At 63.9% G+C, this 22342-nt stretch carries 17 protein-coding genes; 6 read left to right on the top strand and 11 right to left on the bottom strand.

Going from position 1 to position 22342, the window contains the following annotated elements:
* Window positions 1–99: 99 nt before the first annotated feature.
* The 5 genes from ACT9F5_RS03685 to ACT9F5_RS03665 all read right to left on the bottom strand — a co-directional run bounded on the left by ACT9F5_RS03685 (window position 100) and on the right by ACT9F5_RS03665 (window position 6136).
* The gene (locus ACT9F5_RS03685) at window positions 100–2073 is read right to left on the bottom strand and encodes a BCCT family transporter (protein ID WP_445118577.1); all 1974 of its coding nucleotides are present in this window, start codon (window positions 2071–2073) and stop codon (window positions 100–102) included.
* A 33-nt stretch (window positions 2074–2106) separates the two neighbouring features.
* Window positions 2107–3717 (bottom strand): carboxyl transferase domain-containing protein, encoded by a 1611-nt coding sequence (locus tag ACT9F5_RS03680; RefSeq protein ID WP_445118576.1) that lies wholly within the window; start codon window positions 3715–3717, stop codon window positions 2107–2109.
* Window positions 3718–3870: 153 nt separating this feature from the next.
* Entirely contained in the window at window positions 3871–4248 is a 378-nt protein-coding gene (locus tag ACT9F5_RS03675) for a hypothetical protein (protein ID WP_445118575.1), read from the bottom strand.
* A gap of 158 nt (window positions 4249–4406) precedes the next feature.
* Window positions 4407–4784 carry a hypothetical protein gene (locus ACT9F5_RS03670; RefSeq protein WP_445099411.1) on the bottom strand — a complete coding sequence of 126 codons (378 nt, stop codon included), beginning with the start codon at window positions 4782–4784 and terminating at the stop codon, window positions 4407–4409.
* A gap of 176 nt (window positions 4785–4960) precedes the next feature.
* Window positions 4961–6136: an acetyl-CoA C-acyltransferase gene (locus tag ACT9F5_RS03665; RefSeq protein WP_445118574.1), complete on the bottom strand. Its 1176-nt coding sequence runs from the start codon at window positions 6134–6136 to the stop codon at window positions 4961–4963.
* A gap of 237 nt (window positions 6137–6373) precedes the next feature.
* On the opposite strand from ACT9F5_RS03665, the gene ACT9F5_RS03660 reads away from it, so the two are divergent.
* Window positions 6374–9172 carry a S8 family serine peptidase gene (locus tag ACT9F5_RS03660; RefSeq protein WP_445118573.1) on the top strand — a complete coding sequence of 933 codons (2799 nt, stop codon included), beginning with the start codon at window positions 6374–6376 and terminating at the stop codon, window positions 9170–9172.
* A gap of 239 nt (window positions 9173–9411) precedes the next feature.
* On the opposite strand, the gene ACT9F5_RS03655 is transcribed toward ACT9F5_RS03660, so the two are convergent.
* The 3 genes from ACT9F5_RS03655 to ACT9F5_RS03645 form a co-directional block, all read right to left on the bottom strand.
* Window positions 9412–10569, bottom strand: a complete 1158-nt coding sequence (locus tag ACT9F5_RS03655) for an acyl-CoA dehydrogenase family protein (protein WP_445118572.1) — start codon at window positions 10567–10569, stop codon at window positions 9412–9414.
* Between the two features lie 100 nt (window positions 10570–10669).
* Window positions 10670–11773, bottom strand: a complete 1104-nt coding sequence (locus ACT9F5_RS03650) for a Glu/Leu/Phe/Val dehydrogenase dimerization domain-containing protein (RefSeq protein ID WP_445118571.1) — start codon at window positions 11771–11773, stop codon at window positions 10670–10672.
* 200 nt (window positions 11774–11973) lie between these two features.
* Window positions 11974–13245, bottom strand: coding sequence for a 2OG-Fe(II) oxygenase (locus ACT9F5_RS03645; RefSeq protein ID WP_445118570.1), 1272 nt, complete (start codon window positions 13243–13245; stop codon window positions 11974–11976).
* Window positions 13246–13345: 100 nt separating this feature from the next.
* On the opposite strand from ACT9F5_RS03645, the gene ACT9F5_RS03640 reads away from it, so the two are divergent.
* The 4 genes from ACT9F5_RS03640 (at window position 13346) to ACT9F5_RS03625 (ending at window position 18942) form a co-directional block, all read left to right on the top strand.
* Window positions 13346–17020 (top strand): methylmalonyl-CoA mutase family protein, encoded by a 3675-nt coding sequence (locus ACT9F5_RS03640; protein WP_445118569.1) that lies wholly within the window; start codon window positions 13346–13348, stop codon window positions 17018–17020.
* A gap of 280 nt (window positions 17021–17300) precedes the next feature.
* On the top strand, window positions 17301–18191 hold the full coding sequence (locus ACT9F5_RS03635; protein ID WP_445118568.1) for a hypothetical protein: 891 nt from the start codon (window positions 17301–17303) through the stop codon (window positions 18189–18191).
* Window positions 18188–18511: an STAS-like domain-containing protein gene (locus ACT9F5_RS03630; RefSeq protein ID WP_445118567.1), complete on the top strand. Its 324-nt coding sequence runs from the start codon at window positions 18188–18190 to the stop codon at window positions 18509–18511. Before ACT9F5_RS03635 ends, ACT9F5_RS03630 begins: the two co-directional genes overlap by 4 nt.
* Window positions 18508–18942 (top strand): hypothetical protein, encoded by a 435-nt coding sequence (locus ACT9F5_RS03625; protein ID WP_445118566.1) that lies wholly within the window; start codon window positions 18508–18510, stop codon window positions 18940–18942. Before ACT9F5_RS03630 ends, ACT9F5_RS03625 begins: the two co-directional genes overlap by 4 nt.
* Window positions 18943–19107: 165 nt before the next feature.
* Here the strand turns inward: ACT9F5_RS03625 and ACT9F5_RS03620 are convergent, their stop codons facing one another.
* The 3 genes from ACT9F5_RS03620 to ACT9F5_RS03610 are packed head-to-tail and all read right to left on the bottom strand — an operon-like array spanning window position 19108 to window position 21746.
* Entirely contained in the window at window positions 19108–19887 is a 780-nt protein-coding gene (locus tag ACT9F5_RS03620; RefSeq protein ID WP_445118565.1) for an HNH endonuclease, read from the bottom strand.
* A gap of 2 nt (window positions 19888–19889) precedes the next feature.
* On the bottom strand, window positions 19890–20792 hold the full coding sequence (locus ACT9F5_RS03615) for an NERD domain-containing protein (protein ID WP_445118564.1): 903 nt from the start codon (window positions 20790–20792) through the stop codon (window positions 19890–19892).
* A gap of 12 nt (window positions 20793–20804) precedes the next feature.
* Window positions 20805–21746, bottom strand: coding sequence for an HNH endonuclease (locus ACT9F5_RS03610; RefSeq protein ID WP_445118563.1), 942 nt, complete (start codon window positions 21744–21746; stop codon window positions 20805–20807).
* 122 nt (window positions 21747–21868) lie between these two features.
* On the opposite strand from ACT9F5_RS03610, the gene ACT9F5_RS03605 reads away from it, so the two are divergent.
* Window positions 21869–22252: a hypothetical protein gene (locus ACT9F5_RS03605; protein ID WP_445118562.1), complete on the top strand. Its 384-nt coding sequence runs from the start codon at window positions 21869–21871 to the stop codon at window positions 22250–22252.
* Window positions 22253–22342 lie beyond the last annotated feature (90 nt).

Here is a 22342-nt window from a genome sequence, read left to right as displayed (position 1 = left end):
TTCATTGCGCAGTCGCACATCGGGCTGGTTGCTTCAGCCACGCGACAGGAAACGCGTGTTCATCGGTGAAGATGGTCACACCTCCCCAGGTCCCGCACTTCAGGCGGGCGGAGGTGAAGAGGCATAGAGGTAGTGACGGAACCGGTTGTAGTGGGTGATCACGTCGGCGATGACCTGCTCGCCCTCGTAGCCGTAGATGTCGTAACCCCGTCCACCCTGGCTGAGGAATACTTCCGCGCGGTAGTAGCGGCGTCGCTCGCCGTCGCGCCTCGCGACATCGGTCAATGCGAACGCCGGGATGGGATGGGCAACCGGCTGCACCGAATAGACGAAATCCGCGGCGTTCCCGCCGTGATGGACCGTCAGCACCACGCTCTCTTCGAGCAGCTGGCTGTCGGCGGCGATGTCGCGTTCACCCAGTTCCTTCACCACCGTCGCGAAAGCAGGGGCGACCGTGCCCCGGAGGAAGCCTTGCACCTGTGGCTTGCCCGGATGGCTGACGATCGCAGCCAGCCGGCGACGCCATGAACCGCCCGCACCCTGCACCAGCGGTGCCGACGGCAGCTGCTGGCTGAGGCTCATTCCGTGTTCCTCACGCAGCGCCTTGGTGATGCAGTAGCACATCAGCAGCAGGACCACCGTCAGCGGAAGCGCCGCGATCACTGCGGCCATCTGTACCGCGGCCAGCCCGCCGGCCAGTAGCAGGCCCCCCGCGACGGCACCGCAGGTCAGCGCCCAGCCTATCCGCAGCCACAGCGCCGGCTCCTCTTCACCGCGCGAGGTGATCATCGCGATGACCAGTGCGCCGGCGTCGGATGCGGTGATGAAATACACCGCCACCAGCAAGCCGGTGATCCAAGACAGCGCCGTCGCCCACGGCAGGTAGTCGAACACGGTGAACAGCGCGATCGGCATGTTGTCGGCCACGGTGGTGGCGATCGCCCCGTCGGCGACGTTGAGGTCCAGCCAGATCGCGGTGTTGCCGAAGATCGTGAACCAGATGAAGCTGAAGCCGGCCGGCGCGAACAGCACGCCGAACAGGAACTCGCGAATGCTCCGTCCGCGCGAGATGCGCGCGATGAACATGCCCACGAACGGCGACCACGAGATCCACCAGCCCCAGTAGAACAGCGTCCAGGTGCCGACCCAGTCGGTCGGCTCGTAGGCGTAGATGTGGAATGTTCGCGAGACGAACGCGTCGAGGTAGAGGCCGATGTTCTCCACCAGCGCCTGCAGCAGGAACGTGGTCGGCCCCAGCGCGAGGATCAGCAGCATCAGCAGGCACGACACCAGGATGATCATCTCGCTGAGCCGGCGGATGCCGTTGTCGACGCCGGTTGCGACGGTGATGGTGGCGAGGATGGTGACGATGCCAATCAACAACAGCTCGGTCGCCAGGTTCTGCGGCAGGCCGAACAGGTAGTTCATGCTGGCGTTGAGTTGCGACACGCCAAGGCCGAGCGACGTTGCAAGGCCGGCGAGCGTGCCGACCACGGCGAAGATGTCGATCAGGTCGCCGATCCACCCGTGGATGCGCTCGCCGAGGATCGGGTGGAACGCCGAGCGCAGCAGCAGCGGCTGGTTGCGGCGATAGCCGAAGTAGGCCAGCGCCAACCCCACCACCCCGTAGATCGCCCAGGCGTGCACGCCCCAGTGGAAGAAAGTCACTTCCATCGCGTCGCGCGCGGCTTGCGCCGAAAGGGGCGCGGCGTCTGGCGGGAACGAGAAATGGGTGATCGGCTCGGCTACGCCGTAGAACACGATGCCGATGCCCATGCCGGCACTGAACAGCATCGCGATCCAGGTGCCGTAACTGTAGTCGGGCGTCGATTCGTCGGGACCCAGCCTGATCCGGCCCAGCGGGCTCAGCGCCAACGCCAGCAGGAACACCACGAAGATGCCAACCGCGAGGAGGTAGAACCAGCCGGCCTCGGTCACGATCCAGGCATTGGCAGCGGTGAAGGTCGCGGCGGCCGACCGGGGTGACAGGCTCGCATACAGGATCAGGCAGAGGGCGATGATCGCCGAACCGAAGAAGGTGACCGGAGTGACCCGGTCGAGCAGTTTCCTCATGCGCGGTCTCCCGTGTGCGTTGCCCGGGTGCGGCTACATCCGGAACACCCCGAAGCGCGTGCGTTCCTCGATCGGAGCGTTGAGGCTGGCCGACAATCCCAATCCGAGCACACGGCGTGTGTCGGTCGGGTCGATGATGCCGTCGTCCCACAGCCGTGCGGTGGCGTAGTAGGGGTTGCCCTGGCTCTCGTACTGCTCGCGGATGGGTGTCTTGAACGACTCCTCCTCGTCCGGCGTCCACACGCCGCCACGCGCCTCGATACCGTCGCGCTTGACCGTCGCCAGTACGCTGGCCGCCTGCTCGCCGCCCATCACGCTGATCCGCGCATTCGGCCACATCCACAGGAAGCGCGCGCCGTATGCGCGGCCGCACATCGCGTAGTTGCCGGCGCCGAAGCTGCCGCCGATCACCACCGTGAACTTCGGCACGTGCGAGCACGCCACCGCGGTCACCATCTTGGCCCCGTCCTTGGCGATGCCGGCCTGCTCGTACTTCTTGCCGACCATGAAGCCGGTGATGTTCTGCAGGAACACCAGCGGGATGCCGCGCTGGTTGCACAGCTCGATGAAGTGCGCGCCCTTCAGCGCGGACTCGGCGAACAGGATACCGTTGTTGGCGACGATGCCGACCGGGTAGCCGTGCAGGTGGGCGAAGCCGGTGACCAGGGTCTTGCCGTAGCGCGCCTTGAATTCCTGGAACTCGCTGCCGTCGACCACGCGTGCGATGACTTCGCGGATGTCGAACGGACGGCGGGTGTCCCTGGGCACGATGCCGTACAGCTCCTCGGCCGCGAACAGCGGCTCGCGCGCGGGCTGCACCGCGACCGGCAGGGTCTTCTTGCGATTGAGCGTGCCGACGATCCCGCGGGCGATCTGCAATGCGTGGCGGTCGTCCTCGGCGAAGTGGTCGGCGACACCGGAGATCGACGTGTGGACGTCGGCGCCACCGAGGGTCTCGGCGTCGACCACTTCACCGGTCGCGGCCTTCACCAGCGGTGGACCGCCGAGGAAGATCGTGCCCTGTTCCTTGACGATGATGCTCTCGTCGCTCATCGCCGGGACGTAGGCGCCGCCTGCGGTGCACGAACCCATGACGACGGCGATCTGCGGGATGTTCTCGGCCGACATCCGCGCCTGATTGTAGAAGATCCGGCCGAAATGCTCCTTGTCCGGGAACACCTCGTCCTGCAATGGCAGGAAGGCGCCGCCGGAGTCGACCAGGTAGACGCAGGGCAGGTGGTTCTCGCGCGCGACTTCCTGCGCCCGCAGGTGTTTCTTGACCGTCATCGGGAAGTAGGTGCCGCCCTTGACCGTGGCGTCGTTGGCGACCACCACCACCTCCTGGCCCTGCACCCGGCCGATGCCGCAGACCATGCCGGCCGCGGGCGCGGCATCGTCGTACATGCCCTCCGCGGCAAGCGGGGCGATTTCGAGGAACGGCGAGCCCGGGTCGAGCAGGGCGGTGATGCGGTCGCGCACCAGCAGCTTGCCGCGCGCGACGTGCTTGTCGCGGGCCTTGTCGCCGCCGCCGGCGACGGCGCGCGCCAACCGGGCATCGAGTTCTTCGACCAACGCGCGGTGATAGGCGACGTTGTCCTGGAATTCCTGCGAGCGTGGGTCGAGGGCTGAGCTCAGTGCGGGCATGCGGTCACGGCCTTGTGGGGACGACACAGGATACCCGGAGCGGAAAACCATGGCCCGGCAAGAGCATCCGGCAAGCGGGCCCAAAAGATGGGCCAAAAAAAAACGGGGCCCGCATTGCGCGGGCCCCGTCGAACTACCGGATTGATCGGTAGATCAGTCCTGGACCTCGGCAGCGGCTTCAGCCTCGGCCTCGGCCTGCTCGTCGGCCATCGACGCCGACACGTCGTCGGCTGCCTCGCCGATGGCGCCGGCGGCGTTGGCCTTGCCTTCCTCGTACGCTTCCTGGACCGGATCGGCAGCAGCGTCGACGGCGGCAGCGGCCGAACCGGCAGCGGCGGCGGTCGCGGCGGCAGCGGCTTCGGTGCCAGCGGCGGCGGCGTCACCGGCGGATTCCGCGGCGGCGGCAGCCTGGTCGCCGGCGATCTCAGCCTGGGTAGCGGCTTCGCTGGCTTCCTGGTCGGCGGTCGGGGAGTTGCAGGCGGCCAGGGCAAAGACGCTGGCGGCGAGGAGAATCGAAAGCTTGTTGTTCATTGGCTTACTCCTGATGTCGGCAGTGGAACTGCGTTAAAGGCGCCGGTGCTGCCGGCGGCGAAACTATTAACGTCCTGCCCGTAAAGCAATGTGAAGACGCTACAAAAAAGCCGCCGGCAAATGCCGACGGCTTTCCAGATCAATCAACGCTGGCAGTATTACTGGCCGTCGTTGTTGGTCTCTGCGTCCGAACCGGCGGCAGCTTCTTCAGCGGCGTCCTGAGCCTGCTCGGCGGCGTCGGCTGCATTCTCGGCAGCGTCGGCAGCGTCGTCGGCGGCGGTCATGTCGGTTGCACCGGCAGCGGCGTCAGCCGAGGTCGCAGCGGCGTCCGCAGCGGCAGCGGCGGTGTCGGCAGCAGCCTGGGCAGCGTCGGTGGCCATCGCGTCGCCAGTGGCGGCAGCGTTGGCAGCAGCTTCGGAAGCCTCGCCAGCAGCCTCGGAGGCTTCGGCGGCGGCGTCTTCAGCCTGCTGCTGGTTCGAGCAGGCGACCAGGGCAAAGCCCATAGCCAGGGCGAGCAGCGCCTTGTTGAAAGTCATGGTTCATTCCTCGTCGATTAGTTGGACAACGCGCAATTGCGCGCCGATAACATGATGACAAGCCGGTGACGCCTGTCAAGCGGCGATGCGTATTTTTTTGGTTAACGAGGCGTTAACCGCAAAAGGGTATTCAGGCCTGCACATCCTTTTGCAGGAAGCTGTGTTAAAAGCGCCCGTCAAACCAGTTCGACGGCGATCGCAGTGGCTTCGCCACCGCCGATGCAGAGTGATGCAATACCGCGCTTTCCACCGCGTGCGCGCAGGGCGTTGAGCAGTGTTACCACCAGTCGCGCACCGCTGGCACCGATCGGATGACCCAGCGCAACAGCACCGCCATGCACGTTGATCTTCTCGTGAGGAATGCCCAGGTCCTTGATCGGAGCCATCGCGACGCAGGAGAACGCCTCGTTGATCTCGAACAGATCCACGTCATCGATTTTCCAGCCCGCCTTCTCCAGCACGTTTGAAATCGCCTTCACCGGCGCGGTGGTGAACCATTCCGGCGCCTGCGCATGGCTGGCGTGGGCGACGATGCGCGCCAACGGCGCCAGTCCACGCGCCTTCGCGTCATCGGCCGACATCAATACGGCTGCCGCGGCCCCGTCGGAGATCTTCGACGAAGACGCTGCGGTCAGCACGCCTTCCTTGCCGAACGCGGGGCGAAGGTTCGGGATCTTGCTGGTATCGATCTTGCCCGGCTCTTCATCGGTATCGACCACGACTTCGCCCTTGCGGGTCTTGACCGTGACCGGAACGATCTCGTCCTTGAACGAGCCGTCGGCCTGCGCCTTCTGCGCGCGCTTGACGCTCTCTTCGGAGAACGCATCGAGCGCGGCGCGATCGAATGCGTACTTCTCGCACGCCATGTCGCCGAACACGCCCATCGCCTTGCCGTCGTACGGATTGGTCAGGCCGTCGTACGCCATGTGGTCGAGGAACTCGGCGCTGCCATAGCGCACGCCGGTGCGCGACCCGTTGAGCAGGTGCGGCGCGTTGGTCATCGACTCCATGCCGCCGGCGACGACGACCTTGGCCGAGCCGGCCTTGATCAGGTCGTGGCCGAGCATGATCGCCTTCATGCCCGAACCGCAGACCTTGTTGATGGTGGTGCAACCGGTCGATGTCGGCAGCCCCGCGCCGAGCGCGGCCTGGCGCGCAGGAGCCTGGCCGAGGCCTGCGGGCAGCACGCAACCCATGATGACCTCTTCGACCTGGTCGGCGGCGAGCCCGGCGTGCTCGAGTGCACCCGTGATTGCAGCAGTACCCAGCGTCGGCGTGGGGACACCGGTGAACTGGCCGAGGAATGAACCGATGGCGGTGCGCTTGGCACCGACGATGACGACGTCGCTCATGGCGGACTCCTTTGGGGGGACCGGCCGCGGCCGGGATGCCCCGATTATGCGGCGGCTTGTTGCAGTGCCGCAAACCGGGGCAAATCACATCTAGGGTCGAATTGTGCGCCATGCACGACTTGCGATTGTGGTGCCCGTTGCTATGGCTCAGAATCGGATGGGCCAGCGCGACGGGGGTGGTATGCGCGCATTTCGACTGGACGCTTCGAACTGGGGGAAAGCTAGATGGATTTGCAGATGAATGAATTGGCGCGCGCGCTGCGGCTCGGACTGGGCGTTGCCGGTCTGTCGATGCTGGTTGCATGCGGTGGCGGTGGCGGTGGCGGATCGATTTTCGTCCCCGACGAGCCACCTCCGCCGGTCGACTCCGCCCCGGACGATCCGCAGCCGGAGATCGATGACCACCTGACGCTGACCAACACGATCGAGGCGCACGACCTGGGCTTTACCGGGGCCGGCGTGACGATTGGCCTGCTCGACAGCGGAATCCGCAGCGACCATCCCACCCTCCAGGGCAGGGTCAAGTCGCCGCAATTCATCTACGTCGATGACGTGACCAACGATCTCGACAAGGAAGATGTCGTCGGTCATGGCACCACGGTCGCGCAACTTGCCGGCGGCGCCGAATTCGGACTGTGGCCCGGAGGGATCGCGCCGGGCGTCGAGTTCGTTTCCCTCCGCATCATCGGCGACACCCCGCCAGAGGACGACGGCAGTGGCCAGGGCAACGAGGTCACCGACGGCTCCTTCCTGAAGGAGATGCACAAGGATCTGAGCGATTCCGGCGCCGTGATCTCCAACAACTCCTGGGGCGGCCTGTACTGGGAGGGCGACGCGGTCACCAAGACGTTCGTCGATGCGATGACGCCGTTCGTGATCGATTGGGGTGGCCTGGTCGTGTTCGCCACCGGCAATGAAGGCAATGCAAACCCGAGCGACACCGCATCGCTTCCCAGCCAGAGCGCGTACGCCGAAGTGCTCGAGCAGGGCTGGTTGGCGGTCGCGGCACTGGACACGCTCAACCCGACGGCGCTCGCCGAGTATTCCAACGCGTGCGGCATTGCCATGAACTACTGCCTGGTCGCGCCCGGCGACGTGGTGTTCACGGGATTGGATGACACCCCCGGCAATCCGACCTACTGGGTGGGTGGCGGAACCTCCTTTGCGGCGCCGCAGGTGTCCGGGGCGGCCGCACTGGTGTGGGAGGCATTCCCGTACTTCGACAACGACATGGTGCGCCAGACGCTGCTGGGCACCGCGACGGACCTCGGCGCCGAAGGAGTCGACTCCATCTTCGGCTACGGATTGCTCAATGTCGGCAAGGCAGTCAAGGGGCCGTCCAGGTTCGACTGGGGCGATGCCGATGTGACATTGGATATCGACTCCACCTGGAGCAATGACATTGCCGGTGAAGGTGGCTTGATCAAGCGCGGCACCGGCACTTTGACACTGACGGGCGGGCTTGGTTACGGCGGCACTACCCAGGTAATCGACGGCGAACTGATTGCCAGCGACCTTCCGGGCCACCTGTACATCAAGAACAACGCCAGCGCGTCAGGCGTACGAAGCGTGGGCGGCGATCTACGGAACGATGCGGTATTTACCGTTTCAGGAGGCGACGTCAGCGTTACCGGTGACTATGTCAATGCGCCGTTCGATGAATTCCCATCCAGCGCGACCCTCCAGTTGGAGCTCGGCTCGGTCCTGCGGGTCCAGGGCGAAGCATTGCTTGGCGGCGAACTCATCGTCATCGGCAAGCAGGATGGATACGTTGCCAGCGCGCATACCGAAGTGGTGACCGCCGAGGGCGGGCTCACCGGAACATTCGCATCGGTGGGTTCGGCGGCAAACGTCATGCTGGAGGCGACGCCGGGATATGACGCAAACAGTGCGTGGCTCGACGTTACCCGCGTCGAGGTCACCGCGATCGACGGCATGGACTACAGCGCCTCCACCTACAGCGCGGCCCAGCGCGTTGAAGGCGCGTTCGACAACATCGACAACCAGATCTACCGGGGGACCTTGGGCGGAAGCGGACTCGGGACGGATTTCGTCAAGGGTGCCGGAAGCCTGCAGCAGGCGGGTTCGATGAAAGCAGTTGAACGCTCGCTTGCCAGCCTGTCGGGGGAGTTGCACGGCGCCGACACCGCGTTCGCGATGATGGCGATCGAGGGCAGCCGGCACGCGCTGGAGTCGCGACTGGATGACCTCGGCAATGGTTCACTCGCGGGTGCGTGGGCCGACCGGCTGGATGGCCAGCGCTCCATGTGGTCGAACACCCGGCTCGACGCCAACGGCTGGATGCTCGGGCAGGACTATCGTTTCGGCCCGCAGCTGACGGTCGGCGCGGCGTTTGGCCAGACCGACGGTATCGCGGCGCATGACCTGCGTGGCGACCGCGAGCGTAACCGCCAGTTGGAAGCACAGGGCTACGCGGCCTGGAGCAACGGCGGCAACTACCTGATGGGCCGCGTCGCGATGGGCCGGATGGATCGCTGGATGCAGCGCGACATCCTGCTCGGCAGCGAGCGTTTCGGGGTCGACGCGCAATACGACAACCGTTACGCCACGGTCGGCCTGCAGGCCGGGCACCGTTTCAAGATCTCCGATGCCACGTTGACGCCATATGTCGGCACGCAGTCGCTGCAGCTTGATCGCGACGGGTTCTCGGAGCAGGGCGCCGCCGGCTTCGGCCTGAGCACCCACGAGTCCCGGCTCGACGCGACCCAGGCTTTGGCCGGTGCACGACTGGAGCGGCAGTGGTCGGTCGGCGCGACCCGCATAAGCCTGCAGGGCCGGATGGAGTGGCAGCGCACGCTGTCGCAGTCGGGGGATGCGATCGACGCGCGCTTCGCCGGCCTGGACGCGTGGTCGCCGATCACCGGTGCCGGGCTGGGCGAGGAGGCTGCGGTGTTCGGGTTCGGCGTGCATGCGTGGCTGCCGGTGGGCGGAAAGCTGGGCTTCGAACTCGACAGCCGCCGCGAAAACGGCCGCAGCTACACCGGCGCGTTCGCGAACTGGTCGATCGGGTTCTGAGTCGATCGCTATCGCAGCAGCAAGAGCGCCGCGGACTCCCGCGGCGTTCTTTTATGCGGACGCAAGCGTGGTTGCCCGTAGCTGCGCGGGCCCGAGCCGTTGTGCGCGGGCCTGAGCGTTTGTAGGAGCGGCTTCAGCCTCGATCTGAAGTCGGCGCGGGCGAACGATTCCACGATCGCGGCTGAAGCCGCTCCTACAGGGACACGAAAGTCAATCGGACGGTACACCCACCAATCCGGTCAGCTGCGCCCGTCGAACAGCTCCCGTCCGATCAACATCCGTCGGATCTCGTTGGTCCCCGCGCCGATCGCATACAACTTCGCGTCGCGCAGGATCCTCCCGGTCGGGAACTCGTTGATGTAGCCATTACCACCCAGGCTCTGGATCGCCTCCAGCGCGACCTGCACCGCCGCCTCGGACGCATGCAGCAGGCACGACGCCGCATCGACCCGGCTCTTGTGGCCGGCATCGAAGTCGCGGGCCACCTGGTAGGCGAATGCACGCGACGACTGCAGCGCGGTGTACATGTCGGCGATCTTGGCCTGCATGATCCCGAACGTGCCGATCGCCTGGTCGAACTGCTTACGCTCACGCACGTAGGGCAGGGTGATGTCGAGCGCGGCCTGCATCAGCCCCAGCGGCCCGCCGGTCAGCACCAGCCGCTCGGTGTTGAGGCCGGACATCAATACTTTGACGCCGCCGTTGACCTCGCCCAGCACGTTCTCCGCCGGGATCTCGCAGTCCTGGAACACCAGCTCGCAGGTGTTGGAGCCGCGCATGCCGAGCTTGTCGAGCTTCTGCGCGGTGCTGAAGCCCTTCATGCCCTTCTCGACGATGAAGGCGGTCATGCACTTGCTGCCCGCGTCCTTGCCGGCGGTGCGCATGTAGACGACCAGCACGTCGGCCTCGGGGCCGTTGGTGATCCACATCTTGTTGCCGTTGGCGACCCAGACGTCGCCCTTCAACTCGGCGCGGCAGGACATCGAGCCGACCACGTCCGAGCCCGCCCCCGGCTCGCTCATCGCCAGCGCGCCCTTCCACTCGCCGCTGCACAGCTTCGGCAGGTACTTCGCGCGCTGGTCCTCGTTGCCGTTGGCATAGAGGTTGTTGACGCACAGGTTGGAGTGCGCGCCATAGCTCAGCCCGACCGAGCCCGATGCGCGCGAGATCTCCTCCATCGCGACCAGGTGGGCGAGGTAGCCCATCTCGCTGCCGCCGTACTCGCCCGGCACGGTCAGGCCGAGCAGGCCGATCTCGCCGAGCTTCGGCCACAGGTCCTGCGGGAACACGTTGTCCTCGTCGATCGAGGCGGCGCGCGGGGCGATCTCCGCTTCGGCGAACCGGCGCACGGCGTCGCGCAGGGCGTCGAGTTCGTCACCAAGGGGGAAGGGGCGCATGACTACTCCTGGTTCGTCACTGGATGGCCGCCATCCGGGCGGCTCTGCAAACAACGACGGGGCACATAGGCCCCGTCGTCATGGTCACAACAGCACCGGCTTACGCGCCGCCGCGGATACGGCCCTGGAAGCGCGGGGTGGTGCGACCCAGCGGCAGCTTGAGCTTGCCCATCACGTCGATCCGCTCCTCGGCCATGCGGTCGGCAGCCTTGTAGGTCGGGATGCCGTCGCGCTCGGCGATCTCGAAGATGCGGGTCAGGTTGTGGTAGATGGTCCGCATCATGCGCATCGCACGCTCGCGGTTGTAGCCGGTGATCTCCAGCGCGACGTTCATCACGCCGCCGGCGTTCACCGCGTAGTCCGGCGCGTACAGGATGCCGGTCTTCTGCACTTCGTCGCCGATCGCGTTGTTGGCCAGCTGGTTGTTGGCCGAGCCGCAGATGACCTTGCACTTCAGGCGCGGCAGGGTCTGCTCGTTGACGGTGCCGCCCAGCGCGCACGGCGAGTACACGTCGGCGTCGACGTCGTAGATCTCGTCCAGGCCCACCGCCTCGGCGCCGTACTCGGACACGGCCTTGTCGACCAGGCCCTGGTTGATGTCGGTCACGAAGATCTTCGCGCCGCGCTCCTTCAGCAGCTTGACGTACTCCATGCCGACGTGGCCCAGGCCCTGCACGGCGTAGCTGTACTTGCCGACTTCCTCGTCACCGAAGCGCTTGTTGAGCGAGGCCATCAGGCCCTGCAGCGCGCCGTAGGCGGTGAACGGCGACGGGTCGCCCGAGCCGCCGTGGACCTGGTGCACGCCGGTCACGAACTCGGTCTCGCGGTACACGTATTCCATGTCGTTGACGTCGATGCCGACGTCCTCGGCGGTGATGTAGCGGCCGCCCAGCGACTGCACGAACTGGCCGAACGCGCGGAACAGCGCCTCGGACTTGTCGGTCGCCGGGTCGCCGATGATCACGGCCTTGCCGCCGCCGATGTCGAGGCCGGCCACCGCGTTCTTGTAGGTCATGCCGCGGCTCAGGCGGAGCACGTCGTTCAGCGCATCGGCCTCGGTCTTGTACGGCCACATGCGCGTACCGCCCAGGGCCGGGCCCAGCACGGTGTTGTGGATCGCGATAATGGCCTTCAGGCCCGCGTCCTTGTTGTGGCAGAACACGACCTGTTCATGGCCGAAGGTGTCCAGGGTCTCGAAAATCATCGGGTGCTCCGCGTCGGCGTGGGATTGCGCATCGCGCTTTACGCCAACTGTCGTTGATAAGTACTTGAATCTGTTGGATTCGCCTGTGCAGGCCGGGCATCGCGTTGCCTGCAGGGGCGGTAGTCTAATGCAATCGTCCAGTACGGCTAGGTATGGTCAGGGCCGCGTCAGCGTGCGACTCCGGTCTCAAAACGGCCCGGTCAAAACGGACGGTACCGGCGCTCGCGCAGCCACAGGGTCGCCTGCCATTGTTCGCCGCGTTCGACCGCGATGCTGGCGTGCATCGAATACGGGTCCGGGTGGCCGTCCGCCATCAGGTTGTCGACCACCACCGCGCTGCCCGCGATGGCCTGGGTTTCCAGCAGGCCGAACGGGAATTCATGGCCACCGCCAGCGTCCGGCTCGTGCAGGCAGACGCAGAGCGTGCGGCGGCGGTCACCGGCGTCGGGGTGGTCGCGGGCCAGGTCGTCCGGGGCGAGGTAGTCGCGGTGGCGCCAGTCGGGCGAGCCGGGGATCCGCCGCTCCACCTGGATCGCCTCTGCATGCGCCAGCTCGGCCTGCGCCGCCCGCGCCAGCCGCAATTGCAACACCCGCAACGCCAGGTCCTCCTGCGCCGGGTCGATGCGCAGGGTCGGGACCACGGCGCCACGGCTGGGGTCGTTCAATATCGCCATCGCGATCAGCAGCCGGCATTCGTCCGACGACAGCACGCCGTCGACCTGCGCCACCCGCGGCTCGGTGCTGAGCAGGCGCGCGGGTGGCGGATGCAATGCGTCCTCCAGCGCCAGCGGCGCCGGGTCGCGGTGCCCGGGCGGGAACCCCTCGAACCGCGGGGCTGGCGCGACCGTCGGCGGCAGCGGTTCCACCTGCCGGGCGCGCAGCCGTGCCCGCCAGGTCGCCGCCGCCTGCGGCTGGGCCGGGCAGCCCTCGCCACGTTGCAGGCGTTCGGCCAGCAGCAGCGCGGCAACCAGGTCGCCCCGGCTGGCGGCGCGGTCGAGCAGTTGGATGCAGGCCCTCTGGTCGGCCGCGCCCGGCCGCCGCCCGTAGTGCAACGCCGCCGCCCGCAACGCCGGCGGATGGTCGTGGTTCACCGCCACCCGCAGCCGCTGGTTCATGCGCTCGTCGCGCGGCAGCAGCACGCTGCCCATCGCCACCCACGCCAGCCAGTAGCTCGCCACCGGATGGTGCTGGCTCTCGGCCTGGGCCAGCCAGCCCAACGCCAGTTGCGGGTCCGGATCGCAGCCGATCCCGAACAGCAGCATTCGTCCGTATTCGACCTGCGCGCCGTCATGACCGGCCAGCGCCGAGCGCGCGTGCAGCAACAGCGATTCCTCCACCTTGCCTTCGGCCAACAGCGCGCCGGCCAGCTCGAACAACGGGCTGGGCGCGTCGTCGGCCGCCGCGGACCGCAGGGTGGCGATGCGGTCGACGCGCGGGTCGTGGCCGTAGGGGTCGGAATAAACGGGAATCATCCCAACAGGCAAACGTGGTCCCCATGGCAAGCGGGCCAAGGGCGCAAAGTCGCCCCGCGCTACAATCGAGGGATTCCCGTTTTCAGCAGTCGAGTGCGCCATGAGCACCCCCGCCAGCAACGTTTCCGACACCGCCACCGGCCCCGATACCGGTTCCGAACCAGCCAGCGCCCACCCGCTGCGGTTCGTCACCGCCGCCAGCCTGTTCGACGGCCACGACGCCGCGATCAACATCATGCGCCGGCTGATCCAGGGGCAGGGCGTCGAAGTCGTGCACCTGGGCCACAACCGCAGCGTCGAGGACGTGGTGCGCGCCGCGCTGCAGGAAGACGCCGACGGCATCGCGCTGTCGAGCTACCAGGGCGGCCACGTCGAGTACCTCAAGTACATGGTCGACATGCTCAAGGAGCGCGACGCCGGCCACATCAAGGTCTTCGCCGGCGGCGGCGGCACCATCACGCCCGAGGAGATCAAGGAGCTGCAGGCCTATGGCGTGGAGCGCATCTACCACCCCAACGACGGCATGCACATGGGGCTGGTGGCGATGATCGAGGACGTGGTGCGCCGTACCCAAGACGGCCGCGTCGAGGGCGAGGCCGACGAAACCGCCCCCGCGATCACCGACGAGATCGCGATCGGCAAGATGCTCAGCGCGATCGAGGAAGGCGACTTCGACGAGGCGCAGCTGGCCCACCTGCGCAAGGAATGGCAGCTGGCTGGCAGCAAGACCCCGGTCATCGGCATCACCGGCACCGGCGGCGCCGGCAAGTCCAGCGTCACCGACGAGTTGTTGAACCGCTTCCTCGCGCACTTCCCGGAGATGCGCATCGCGGTGATCTCGGTCGACCCGACCCGCCGCCGCACCGGTGGCGCGCTGCTGGGCGACCGCATCCGCATGAACTCGCTGCGCTCCGACCGCGTATACATGCGCTCGATGGCGACCCGCCGCCAGCACGCCGCCACCAACCTCGTGCTCAAGGACAGCATTGGCTTCCTCAAGGGCCGCGGCTACGACCTGGTGATCGTCGAGACCGCCGGCATCGGCCAGAGCGACTCGGAGATCGTCGACCTGGTCGACTTCCCGATGTACGTCATGACCAGCGACTTCGGCGCCCCGAGCCAGCTGGAGAAGATCGACATGCTCGACTTCGCCGAACTGGTGGTGCTCAACAAGTACGACAAGCGCGGCGCCGAGGATGCGTTGCGCGACATCCGCAAACAGTGGAAGCGCAACCGAGTCGCCTTCCAGACCAAGGACGAGGACGTCCCGGTCTACCCGACCATCGCCAGCCAGTTCAACGACCCCGGCATCAGCTGGATGTTCGCCAACCTGTGCCGGTTGATGCGCGAGAAGCTCGAACTGCCGGCCGAGCAATGGTCGCCCGACATCGACACCTCGCTGAAGGAGCCGCGCGCCACCGTGCTGATCCCCGGCAGCCGCATCCGCTACCTCGCCGAGATCGCCGAGCAGGGCAGGGCCATCAACAGCCGCATCGAAAGCCAGGCGGAGATCGCCGACCGCGCGCAGAGCTACTGGCAGAGCCTGCATGACCTCGAAGACCCGCAGTTGCCCAAGCAACTCGACCTCTACCAGGTCGACGACCTCCAGCATCCGTCGGCCTCCAACGGCCGAACCTCGCCCCCTGTAGGAGCGACGTCAGTCGCGAACGCCACACCGTCCAGTACCTCCGAGGAAATCGCGACTCACGTCGCTCCTACAACGGAGGGAACCCGCACACCCGAGACAGAGGGAAGCCGCGGCCCCGCACCCGAAGCCGCCCCCGACCGCACCCTCCTCACCCTCCGCCAGCGCTATAACGACGCCATCCAGTCCCTCGACTCCGAGGCGCTCAAGCTCCTGCGCCACTGGCCAGCGCGCCTCAAGTCGATCACCGACGAGGTCACCGAGTACGAAGTCCGCGGCAAGGCGATCAAGGTCGAGAACTACCGCGAGTCGCTCAGCCACCAGCAGATCCCCAAGATCGCCGCCCCCACCTACAAATCCTGGGGCGAGCTGCTCACCTTCCTGCAGAAGGAAAACCTCCCCGGCGCCTACCCCTACACCGGCGGCGTCTACCCGTACCGCCGCACCGGCGAGGACCCGATCCGCATGTTCGCCGGCGAGGGCACCCCGGAGCGCACCAACCGGCGCTTCCACTACCTCAGCGTCGGCCAGCCCGCCGCGCGCCTGTCGACCGCGTTCGACTCGGTCACCCTGTACGGCGAAGACCCGGCGCCGCGCCCGGACATCTACGGCAAGATCGGCAACTCCGGCGTCAACATCCCCACGCTGGACGACATGAAGAAGCTGTACTCCGGCTTCGACCTGTGCGCCCCGACCACCTCGGTGTCGATGACCATCAACGGCCCCGCGCCGATGATCCTGGCGATGTTCATGAACACCGCCATCGACCAGCAGGTCGAGAAGTACCTGCGCGAGGACCAGGCCCGCTGGGACGCCGCCCACGACAAGATCGAGAAGCTCTTCGAAGGCAAGCAACGTCCGCAATACGGCGGCATGCTGCCCGAGACCAACGACGGCCTCGGCCTCGGCCTGCTCGGCGTCACCGGCGACCAGGTCGTCGACGCCGAGACCTACGAGCGCATCAAGGCCTACACCCTCAAGACCGTGCGCGGCACCGTGCAGGCCGACATCCTCAAGGAGGACCAGGCCCAGAACACCTGCATCTTCAGCACCGAGTTCGCCCTGCGCATGATGGGCGACATCCAGCAGTACTTCGTCGACTTTGGGGTGCGCAACTTCTACTCGGTGTCGATCTCCGGGTACCACATCGCCGAGGCCGGGGCGAACCCGATCAGCCAGCTCGCCTTCACCCTGAGCAACGGCTTCACCATCGTCGAGTACTACCTCGCGCGCGGCATGAAGATCGACGACTTTGCGCCCAACCTGTCGTTCTTCTTCAGCAACGGCATGGACCCCGAGTACACCGTGATCGGCCGCGTCGCCCGCCGCATCTGGGCCCGCGCCATGCGCGAGCGTTACGGCGCCAGCAGCCGCAGCCAGATGATGAAGTACCACATCCAGACCAGCGGCCGCTCCCTGCACGCGCAGGAGATCCAGTTCAACGACATCCGCACCACGCTGCAGGCCCTGTACGCGCTGTTCGACAACTGCAACAGCCTGCACACCAACGCCTACGACGAAGCCATCACCACCCCGACCGAAGAGTCCGTGCGCCGCGCCGTCGCCATCCAGATGATCATCAACAAGGAGTTGGGGCTGAACTTCTGCGAGAACCCCTGGCAGGGCAGCTTCATCGTCGACAAGCTCACCGACATCGTCGAGGAAGCCGTCTACAAGGAGTTCGAAGCCATCAGCGAGCGCGGCGGCGTGCTCGGCGCCATGGACACCATGTACCAGCGCGGCAAGATCCAGGAAGAGAGCCTGTATTACGAGCACAAGAAGCACGACGGCAGCCTGCCGCTGGTCGGCGTCAACACCTTCCTGCCGAAGGAGCACGCCGGCGACATCGTCACCGAGATCGAACTGATCCGCTCGACCGAGGAAGAGAAGGGCCAGCAGATCGACAACGTCCGCAACTACCAGCAGCTCCGCAACGCTGCCGTTCTCCCTCTCCCGCCTGCGGGAGAGGGCCGGGGTGAGGGCAGCGAGCCGCTACGTCACCTCCAAAAAACCGCCCGCGACCGCCAGAACGTCTTCGCCGCGCTGATGGAGGCGGTGAAGACGCATAGCCTGGGGCAGATCAGCCATGCGTTGTATGACGTGGGTGGGGAGTATCGGCGGAATATGTGAGCCCGGCCGGGCCGCGGCGTATGTCTGAACAGCGCTAAGAACTCTTGGGGGGAGGATGAAGAAGAAGCGATGCTCAAAGGAGTTCCGACGACGGCGCAGTGAACGAAAGGGACGGCACAACGCGGGACGGCTGCGGAGACGCAGATTTCTAAAAGGGCTGCATCATGAGAAGCACTTTAGCCCGCAGATCAAAAATCAGCACCATGGCCGTAGAAGACGCTATGCGCGAACGGTGACCTGTCCTGAGGTCATGAATCTTTCACGTAATTACGACGAGACTATGAGCCTTATCTGGTCTCTGCGAGGAATGTCACGGGCAGGCTTGAGGATTCCAACAATCATTGACTTTAAGCCCATCCGGCATATTTCGCCGGCTGCGGCACTTTTACTCGCGGCAGAGTTGGATCGTTGGAATCAGCTGAATAAGCAACGAAAGTTAAAGGCCGTAGATGTTCACAGATGGGATGCGGATGTTCGCAAGTTGCTTAAGCAGATGGGTTTTTTTGAGCTGCTGGGCGTTAGTGAATCTGCTCTCCAGTGTAAGATTCCGGAAGCAACGCCTGATGATCCGCAGTTTTTGCGATTTTATGCTGGAGAAGGTTCCGGGGGTGGGGCGGCGGAGGAGCTTCGTGGCTTGATCGAAGCGCTCGCTGGGAAGATTAGTGCTAGATACGCTCTTTATGATGGGTTGGTCGAAGGTATGACCAATGTGCAACACCACGCGTATCCCAATGATCGTCGTATGCGCAGATGGTGGATTTCTGCCTCAGTAAACCCGGAGAGTGGAAAGCTTACAGTGTTATGTTTAGATCATGGCGTCGGAATTCCGCATACCCTTCCGAAGAAAAACAGTGAAGAGCTTCGTTCCTATGTAAAGCTCGTTGGAGATATTCTGAAGGATGATGCAAAGATGATTAAGGCTGCCGTAGAGCTTAGGCGGACAAGTACGAAAAAGCGCAATCGGGGTTACGGGCTTACGCGAGATATTCGAAGGTTGATTTCTTCAAGCAAGCATGGAGGCAGGCTTCGGATATTTAGCGGTAAGGGCATGTATTGCTACGAGAGAGGTATAGGTGGGGCGGAGGCAGTGCACCTATCTAATCTGTCCCGTCCGATTGGTGGAACGTTTATTGAGTGGGTCATTGATAATTATTCGGCGATCTCCATATGAAGACTATTAAAATAGCTGAGGATTTTTCCTCTGCACCAGCTGGGAGATTTCCTGAGGATGGGCCGTTTAACGGGACCACTTTTAGAGAGGAACTTCTTGTTCCCGCGCTATCCGAGTCGGATATAGTGGTTATTGTGCTGGACGGCGTCAGTGGCTTTGGATCCTCTTTTTTGGAGGAGGCTTTTGGAGGTTTGGTCAGGCTTCACGGCTACGATAGAGATGATTTAAAAAGGCGAATTGAGGTTAAATTTGAGGATCCCGCTTTAGTTTTTTATGCAGATTCTATTGTCGACTTTATAAATGAGGCTGAAGTTGAATGAGTTCCGAGCTTGAAGCTTCAATTCTCGGTGCCGTTCTTGGCGCGTTGCTTGGAGCCTTGGCAGGCGGAGTCGTCTCTCACCTGTCAGAGCGAATGCATGAATCGAGACGTCGGAAGCAGATGTTGCGCGATCAACTTAGCGATCTAGCAATCGAATTTGAGGCGGATGTAACGGCTTACTGGTCTTCTGAGGGGGCTGACGTCCTGATGCAGTCCAAAATTATCGGTAGCTTCAACAAGCTTCGGGTTAAAATAACTCAGTTGGGAATTGATGTTGTGGCTGATCGAGAGGTGCGTTTTTTAATTAAAGAGATATATCAGTTTGCGACCGGGGGTACATTTGCTACCAAGCAACGCGCGCCGGATATGAGGCGCGCTATGAATGTACAAAAGCGGCTTGGTTCGCTTAGTGAGATCCTCTCTAATAGATGACATCATTTCCCTTTTTTTAATAAAAGCTAGAATCTGATTATACGGCCGTGACACTAACGTCGGTCCAGATTCGGCAGAAAGGCACGGAGGGACTGTTGCCGCCCTCGACTTCAATGCGCTGTGGGCGCTATGCCGATCTTCGTGTGTCCGCCTTCCCCCCTGTTTTCACGCCCTTTGAAATTCCTCCCAATGTACTTCGAGCGCACGACGCGAAGGTCGGATGCGCGCTGCATTGATCCGGAGCTTTTGTCCCTCCAACTGCTTATAGCTCGGCTCGTCCCGAAGGCATGCGGAGAGTTTGACCGTCAGCGAATCCGGGTGAACGCCGAACATGAATCGGTCGAACAGATTGTGGAGATCTGCACGCAGCAGTAAGCCGTTTTGGAGGTGGTTCGATCGTTCTCCGCGGTAGGCACTTATGTGGGCCGCCTCGAGCGCTTCTACGACACTGGCCCCTGTGACGCAGCAACGCGCGCCGTAGGCTCGAATAAGTGCTTCACGAAACTGCGGCTGTTGAGGGCGGTGGTACGCCATCCGCAGCTCGCGCTCACGATGGTCGTCGTTGGGTGGATCAAAGTCGTCGAGCTCGCTAGAAACTGTCGAGTCATCCTCAGCTGCCGACTCCGAATTGTCGAAGCGCTTCCACGCGTAGCCGTATTTGGTCAGCCGGCGCTGGGCGATTTCGAGAAGATCTTCGTCGAAGAACTGGCGCCAGGATGTCTCGACAATGATTGCTTCGCAGGTTAGGTCGATACGATTAAATAGGACGAGCTTGTCAAATCCGTCTGATGGCGAACCGCTGGCGACGATATCTTTGACGGTCTGGAACGGACCCTTTGACTTAATCATCCCGACGAAGCGATTCGGGTGGTAGTCGTACTTTTTCGCCTGATCCACTGCTGCCAAAAGTACTTGTTCAAATTGCAGCTGCTGATGGTTGTCCAAATTTATCCTCCCGGTGAGTCCTCAACCTGCGGGTAGCGCAGCGCCACTGCTTGTGCGACTAACGCACGCATTCTGCTGTCCAGAATCTCTTCTCCGCTGCGCAAGAACTCGGCCCCGCGTCCCATCGGCGTGAACACGCGAACGTCGGAGCGGCGGCCGGCTTCGGTTTTGTCTATCCACCAACCCGGCAGAGCAACCGCAGGGATGACCGGAACGTCCTGATCTAGCGATCGTTTCAAGTACTGGGCGAGCCATTGAGCTTGCAGACGCGCTTGGTCGACTGGCCCTTGGCTCTGCCAGCCGGGGAACTTCAACGCTTGACCGTCGTAGGCGACTTTGTAGTGCGTGTCATCCTCGGAACCATGGGGTTTCCGGAATGACTTGGTTTCCACGGCGTAGACGGCGCGGGGGCCAATAACAACGTGGTCGATATTGAAGCCGTCGCAGGGCAGGTCGTGAGCAACGATGCAGTTCGGACCGATCAGTCGGTTGAGTAGTTGGCCGGTCATTTGCTCGGCGACCAGTCCATCGCGTGCGCGGTTCCGCGCATGCCAGTGCCGCACGAAGTCGCGCAGGCCCCATGCGAAGACACCAATGGCGGCGACTACAAATACCCAGTCAGCGGCGCCCACTCGTACTTCGTCCCAGTCCATTCGGCTGATCGCCCATGCAAAGAGCATCATCGGGAACGACAGATACATCACAAGCCCCGAGAGAAGCAGGTTGTCGCCATGCTCGTTGGCGCGGGCGATCAGTTGCTGGCCGGGGAGATTCGCCAGTTTTTTTCCTTGCAGTGGGGATCGTCGGGCATCACGCCGGCGCCAAAGCTTGAGGATCACTACGGCGATGAAAATCAGCAGCACAGACAGCGCGAAAGCGCCGAACATCACTAGGTTACCGATCATGAGTTGAATCTCTCAGGCGATCTTCTGTGCAAAGACAGAGCGGTGATGAGACAAGAAGGGAGACTGTTCTTGGCGAAAAGCTTCCACTCGGCGCTTCGGATCGATTGACCATCGCTCCAGTACATCGTCTGGAAGCGACAGGTGTACATGCATTTGTCCGTTGTCTTCGAAGGTGATCAAGTGGTCGTCGAACAGAGCATCAACGTGCGGGGATAGGAGTATCCCGTTGTGGCCACTAATCCGCTCGGCATTGCTTGAGTCTTTCCACGCCTTGATATGACTCGCGATCAGTACTCGCTTGTCGGTCACGCCGGTCACGCGGCACGCCTCATCTAACAGAATGACGCGTTTCCGGAACAAGCCTTGACCGACGCGAGCCTTGGCTAGTTGGACACGCTGAGTCACAGGAAGCTCTGGGTCGTCCTCGATGCGGTGCAGGTCTTCTAGAATCTCAGCATCCGGCTCAGGCTCCCGGACGAAGCGGCCTGTCGACCGCGGCAGCTCATCGGCTTGGGTCAGCGCCATTAGCAGGTGACCGAGTGCATCGGAGATGCCTGCCAGATAGCAGCCCTGATTGCCATGGCCGTTCTTCTGGATCGGCGAATAGCGGCTAGGGAGTAGAGGAGCGATAAGTTCGGTGTGCTCACTCGGCTTCAGTGCCTTTGGCACCTCGACGAAGTCCACTTCGACTAGCCAACCCTCGTCCGCCCAGTAGTCACCGACGCTCCCGAACTCCAGAGGCTTGGGTGAGGGCGTCGCAGCGGCGGTTACCCGACCGACCGCTCCAATGCGACCGTGAGCGAAGGAGAAGACGAGGTCTCCGACCTGCGCATGCCGCATGTTCTCGTAGGTCTGGTTGAACGCGCCGTTCGCATTTCGGTAGGGCGACCAGATGTAGCCGCCCCGCACCTCATGGTCGCGCGTCTGCTTGTGATTAACCCACCAGAAAGCCATTGGCGTTCCCCTTTCGCCGTCGCGCCAGGTTAGTACATCTGACGCCTTCTGAGCCGGCCCATCTCAAATAGAGCGACCGGGGCGGCCTAGCTTTGCGGGCAACTACTGCAATGGAGCTAGGCATGGCGGATCCGACAGCGAACGAGAGGCATACGGTTTTTGAGTACATCTACCGCGATGCGGGCAACTGGAAGACAGCAGGCGCATTGCTTCTTACCGGCGCGCCCGGCGACTCGGAGGCCACTATTCGAAGCTCGCTTGAGTGGGCGGACCAGTTCGTCGCCGAACAGGTCGGAGTGCCTTCGCTTTGCCCGCAGCATTTCGAAGCCACAGGAGACGGGCCGTCCGACCTCGACCACGCCTATCACGAGTTCGTCGGCCTCCGCGAAGCCACGCCGGACGACCTGCTGCAGTCACCCGCAGGTTCCGTGTCAGAACTTGTGGAACGCATGCGCGCTGCCGCCGGACGATGGGACGTGACGCTATCCTCCAACTGCTTTCTGTAGCCCAGCCATGCCGGCGACGCAGGCGCCGCGCCGCGACTTTGCACCATCGCCCGCGCGCTGCGACACTGCCCCCGCTCCGATCGCCCCGTA

The organism is Lysobacter sp. F6437, assembly GCF_052547215.1.
Note: the sequence above shows the minus strand (reverse complement) of the source record. Positions and strands in the feature narration are given on the sequence as shown.

Coding starts and splice junctions, on each gene's coding strand:
- ACT9F5_RS03685 (WP_445118577.1), bottom strand. CDS start 2,073: ATGAGGAAACTGCTCGACCGGGTCACTCCGGTCACCTTCTTCGGTTCG.
- ACT9F5_RS03680 (WP_445118576.1), bottom strand. CDS start 3,717: ATGCCCGCACTGAGCTCAGCCCTCGACCCACGCTCGCAGGAATTCCAG.
- ACT9F5_RS03675 (WP_445118575.1), bottom strand. CDS start 4,248: ATGAACAACAAGCTTTCGATTCTCCTCGCCGCCAGCGTCTTTGCCCTG.
- ACT9F5_RS03670 (WP_445099411.1), bottom strand. CDS start 4,784: ATGACTTTCAACAAGGCGCTGCTCGCCCTGGCTATGGGCTTTGCCCTG.
- ACT9F5_RS03665 (WP_445118574.1), bottom strand. CDS start 6,136: ATGAGCGACGTCGTCATCGTCGGTGCCAAGCGCACCGCCATCGGTTCA.
- ACT9F5_RS03660 (WP_445118573.1), top strand. CDS start 6,374: ATGAATGAATTGGCGCGCGCGCTGCGGCTCGGACTGGGCGTTGCCGGT.
- ACT9F5_RS03655 (WP_445118572.1), bottom strand. CDS start 10,569: ATGCGCCCCTTCCCCCTTGGTGACGAACTCGACGCCCTGCGCGACGCC.
- ACT9F5_RS03650 (WP_445118571.1), bottom strand. CDS start 11,773: ATGATTTTCGAGACCCTGGACACCTTCGGCCATGAACAGGTCGTGTTC.
- ACT9F5_RS03645 (WP_445118570.1), bottom strand. CDS start 13,245: ATGATTCCCGTTTATTCCGACCCCTACGGCCACGACCCGCGCGTCGAC.
- ACT9F5_RS03640 (WP_445118569.1), top strand. CDS start 13,346: ATGAGCACCCCCGCCAGCAACGTTTCCGACACCGCCACCGGCCCCGAT.
- ACT9F5_RS03635 (WP_445118568.1), top strand. CDS start 17,301: ATGAGCCTTATCTGGTCTCTGCGAGGAATGTCACGGGCAGGCTTGAGG.
- ACT9F5_RS03630 (WP_445118567.1), top strand. CDS start 18,188: ATGAAGACTATTAAAATAGCTGAGGATTTTTCCTCTGCACCAGCTGGG.
- ACT9F5_RS03625 (WP_445118566.1), top strand. CDS start 18,508: ATGAGTTCCGAGCTTGAAGCTTCAATTCTCGGTGCCGTTCTTGGCGCG.
- ACT9F5_RS03615 (WP_445118564.1), bottom strand. CDS start 20,792: ATGATCGGTAACCTAGTGATGTTCGGCGCTTTCGCGCTGTCTGTGCTG.
- ACT9F5_RS03610 (WP_445118563.1), bottom strand. CDS start 21,746: ATGGCTTTCTGGTGGGTTAATCACAAGCAGACGCGCGACCATGAGGTG.
- ACT9F5_RS03605 (WP_445118562.1), top strand. CDS start 21,869: ATGGCGGATCCGACAGCGAACGAGAGGCATACGGTTTTTGAGTACATC.